The sequence below is a fragment of the Stieleria sp. JC731 genome (assembly GCF_020966635.1).
In the GTDB taxonomy this organism is placed as follows: Bacteria; Planctomycetota; Planctomycetia; order Pirellulales; family Pirellulaceae; genus Stieleria.
The window spans coordinates 1-4,694 of sequence record NZ_JAJKFQ010000042.1; the positions used below are offsets into that span (position 1 = coordinate 1).

1 protein-coding gene is annotated in these 4,694 nt (G+C 51.2%); it reads right to left on the bottom strand.

The window, feature by feature from the left end; translation table 11 throughout:
• Positions 1-2,397: 2,397 nt before the first annotated feature.
• A complete protein-coding gene (locus LOC67_RS27120; protein ID WP_230265993.1) occupies positions 2,398-2,694 on the bottom strand; it encodes a VOC family protein in 297 nt (98 codons plus the stop codon).
• Between the last annotated feature and the right edge of the window lie 2,000 nt (positions 2,695-4,694).

Sequence of the window (4,694 nt, forward strand, 5' to 3'; positions counted from 1 at the left end):
TCGTATCGAATGTTGGCGTCAGGATCTGGCGTAGAGAGTGAATTCAAGTGATCAGCATGCATCTCAAGTGCCTCCATTCCAAACGATTTGAGATCTGCCATCGAAAGCCACTCAGTACAAATAACGGCGGACATAACCGAGTGACGGCGGATGACACACCACTTCAGAAACCCCGACTCCGTCACTTCGGTTCATGTCATGGTTCGCGTGGTACACACGACCACGGCCTGCACTACATCGCTCGTGACAAGTCTACCCGATCGGAATGACCAAGGGGAACGAGCATAGATATTTCAGCCGACGGGTAGAGCGTTTGATCGGCTATCTCGGAGCTGAAATAAAACCGTGACATCAAATGCGATAGACAGGAAACTGTTGTCTCTTGAAATTAGATGGGCGTTGTTCAAGCAGCACAATCAAACCATGAAATGAAATGCGACAAACAGGCAACAGAGGCTTGTTGACATCAGGTGGGGCGGTTTCAGGCAACAACTATCAAACCATTTATTCAATTGCGGCGACCAACTAATAGTTGACATGTAAAATCAGATGGGCCGAATCCAAACGCTTTGTACTGCAAAGGGCGATGACAAACTGAGAAGAAGTTGAGTTAACTAGCGGTTCATCTACCCGCGCGAACGTCAGACATCACCGAGCACGCGCGATTGATCAACCACTTCAAAAGACATCGACTCGCGTGCTTCGGTGCATGTCATTGTTCCCCCGCTCTCTCATCGCGCGAAGGGAAAAATCGCAAAATCCGTTTAAACAGGATTGCAAGCCAATTCGGAGGCGGGCAACGCATTTCGAATATCCCGCCCTCGTATACTAGAACACCTTCGTACCTACCTCGAAGTACGCGAATGAGATGTTCGAGCGCAAGTTCGTCTGTAACGCTAACCACTTGCATTGTAATCAGACATGTTCCAGTTTGAAGTTTCGCAATCAGCGTCGCGCTGTCGCGCCGCCGAGTGGCGTAGTCACAGAACAGTCTCAGGTACTCGTTAAAATTGTCCATCCCTGGATACGACACATCTAGCAGAATTGCACAATCACGATCACCACACATAACAAGCTCGCCATCTAACCAGTAGGAATTATCAACTGAGCGCAAAGCATGTTCAATGTCGTCCAAGTCTGCCGACTCTCCATCCCACATCAAATAGCGGTGGTACGTCGTCATAAATATTGGCAGGGGGAACGGCGGACATAACCGAGTGACGGCGGACGACTAACCACTTCAGAAACCCCGACTCCGTCACTTCGGTTCATGTCATGGTTCGCGTGGTACACACGACCACAGTCTGCATCACATCGCTGCTGACAAGTCTACCCGATTCGAATCGCGAAGGGGAACGAGCATAGATTTTCCGGCTGACGCATAGGGCGTTTGATCGGCTATCGCGGAGCAGAAATCAAACTGTGACATCAAATGCGATACGGAGGAAACTGCTGTCCTATGAATTCAATTGGGTGCCGTTCGAGCACCGAAATCAAGCCGCGAATTCAATTGCGATCAATTGGAAACTGACGTCTCCCGAAATCACATGGGCCGCGATCAGCAACGACTAACAAACCGTGAACTCAATTTCAACGATCAAGCAACAGGTACTGCGTGAGATCAGATGGGCCGGATCCAAACGCTCTGTAGGGCAATGGGCGATAACCAACTGAGAGAAAGATGAATCATCAAGCAATTCATCTACCCGCGCGAACGGCGGACATAACCGAGTGACGGCGGATGACACACCACTTCGAAAACCCCGACTCCGTCACTTCGGTTCATGTCATGGTTCGCGAGGTACACACGACCACAGTCTGCATCACATTGCTGCTGACAAGTCTACACGATTCGAACCGCGAAGGGGAACGAGCATAGATATTTCAGCCGGCGGGTAGAGTGTTTGATCGGCTATCTCAGAGCTGAAATCGAACCATGACATCAAATGCGATCAACAGGAAACTACTGTCCCATGAATTCGCAAGGGAGTTGTGCAAGCAACATAATCAAACCGTGAATCCAGATGCGATCAACAGGAAACTGCTGTCGCGCTAAATCAAGTGGGCCGTGTTCAGACACGACTATCAAACCGTTGTTTCAATTGCGGCGATCAGCTAACAGTTGCCAGGTGAGATCAGATGGGCCGAAATCAGACGCCTGGAACTAAGAAGGGCGAAGACCATGTTGATTAGAGATGAGTCATCAAGCAGTCACAACTACCCGCGCGAACGGTAACGATCACGTGGTCGCCCCGGACGACTAACCACTTCCAAAACCTCAACTCGGCGACTCACGTGCATTGTCTGGTTCCCCGCTATCGCGCCGACAAGTAGTGACGATCACGAAACAAGTTCGACGACGTGTCCGTCAAAGTCGAAAACAACGGCTCGGTGGCCTCATTCAGAGTCGGTCGGCTGAGTTCGTATTTTAGCATCAATTTCAGACAGCGATGCAACCACGTGGTCGACATCCGCGACACGAAACCCAATTCTGGTGTCGGTTGTTGTCGCCGCATTGCGGGCCGGATATATCTCGAAGACAAACCCAGCAGACTCAGATGCGTAGTGTTCAGGTCCGTTGCCGTGTGAATGCTTTGTGAACGACAATCCGAGTGTTTCGTAGAACCTGACGGCACGATCAATGTAGGAAGAACGAATCACCACAAGATTGCAGGCAGGTTGGTCAGCATTCATTGAGTGTGTTCAACCACAGCGATTGAGTCGCGAACGCATTTTCAGTCAGTCGGGGAACGGCGGACATAACCGAGTGACGGCGGACGACTAACCACTTCAAAAATCCCGACTCCGTCACTTCGGTTCATGTCATGGTTCGCATGGTACACACGACCACAGTCTACACTACATCGCTCTCGACCAGTCTATCAGATCGGAATCCCCAAGGGGAACGAGCATAGATATATCGGCCGGCGGTTAGGGCGTTTGATCCGCTGTCCCGGAGCAAAGATCAAACCGCGACATCAAAAGCGATAAACAGGATACTGACGGCTCACGAAATTAAATGGGCCCAGTTCGCGAGCAACAATCAAACCGCAGGCTCAGTTGCAACGATCAGCTAATGGTTGTCAGGTGAGATCAGATGGGCCAGATCCGTCCGCATCGAAAACAGGCGTTGGTCATCGCAGTCACAACCACCCGCGCGAACGGCGGACATAACCGAGTGACGGCGGACAACTCACCACTTCAATAACCCCGACTCCGTCACTTCGGTTCATGTCATGGTTCGCGTGGTACGCACGACCACAGTCGGCACAACATCGCTGCTGACAAGTCTAACCAATTGGAATCGCGAAGGGTAACGAGCATAGATTTTCCCGCTGGCGCACAGGGCGTTTGATCAGCTATCTCGGCGCAGAAATCACACCGTGACATCAAGCACAATAAACAGGAAACTGCTGTCTCTTGAATTCCGATGGGAGTTGTTCAAGCAAGACAATCAAACAGTGAATTCAATTGCGATCATCAGGAAACTGATGTCTCGCGAAATCCATTGGGCCGCGATCCCGAGCGACTATCAAACCACAAACTCAGTTGCGGCGATCGGCTAATGGTTGTCAGGTGAGATCAGATGGGCCAGATCCGTCAACATCGAAGACAGGCGTTGGTTATCGCAGGCACTACCATCCGCGCGAACGGCGGACATAACCGAGTGACGGCGGAAGACACACCACTTCAGAACCCCCGACTCCGTCACTTCGGTTCATGTCATGGTTCGCGTGGTACACACGACCACAGTCTGCACTACCTCGCTGCCGACCAGTCTAACTCGTTTGAATTGCCACGGGCAATCAGCATCCAATTCCAGCGGTCTGCATTGCGGGCGTTGGATGTCTTCGATCGGCAACAATTATCAAACCGTGAAATCAATTGCGATTGATTGGAAACTGATGTCTCACGAAATCAAATGGGCCGCGTTCAAGCACGACTATCAAACCGCAACTTCGGTTGCAGCGATCAGCTAACAGTTGCCACGCTAAATCAGATGGGCCGGATCAGTAGCATCGAAGACAGGCGATGGTTATTGCAGTCACAACCATCCGCGCGAACGGCGGACATAACTGAGTGACGGCGGATGACGAACCACTTCGAAAACCCCGACTCCGTCACTTCGGTTCATGTCATGGTTCGCGAGGTACCCACGACCACAGTCGGCACTACATCGCTGCTGACAAGTCTACCCGATTCGAATTGCCAAGGGGAACGAGCATTGATATTTCGGCTGGCGCATAGGGCGTTTAAACTTCTATCTCGGAGCTGAAATCGAACCGTGACATCAAATGCGATAAACAGGAAACTGTTGTCCCTTTCGAATAGAGAAGCCGTCAGCCGCAAGACAATCAAACCGTGATTTCAATTGCGATCGATAGGAAACTGTCGTCTCGTGAAATCCCGTGGGCCACGTTCACGAGCAACAATCAAACCGCAAATTCAATTGCATCGATCAGCTAACAGTTGATAGGTGAAATCAAATGGGCCAAATCCAAACGCTTGGAAGTGCAAAGGGCGATGACCAACTGAGAGAGAGATGAGTCATTCAGCGGTCCATCTATCCGCGCGAACGATACGCGTCACCGGGTACGCGCGAAAGACTTTCAACTTCAAGATCGCTCGACTCGCGTACTCCGGTGCACGCGATGGTTCCCCGCTTCGTTGAGTCGTGATTAGCGCGGCACGGC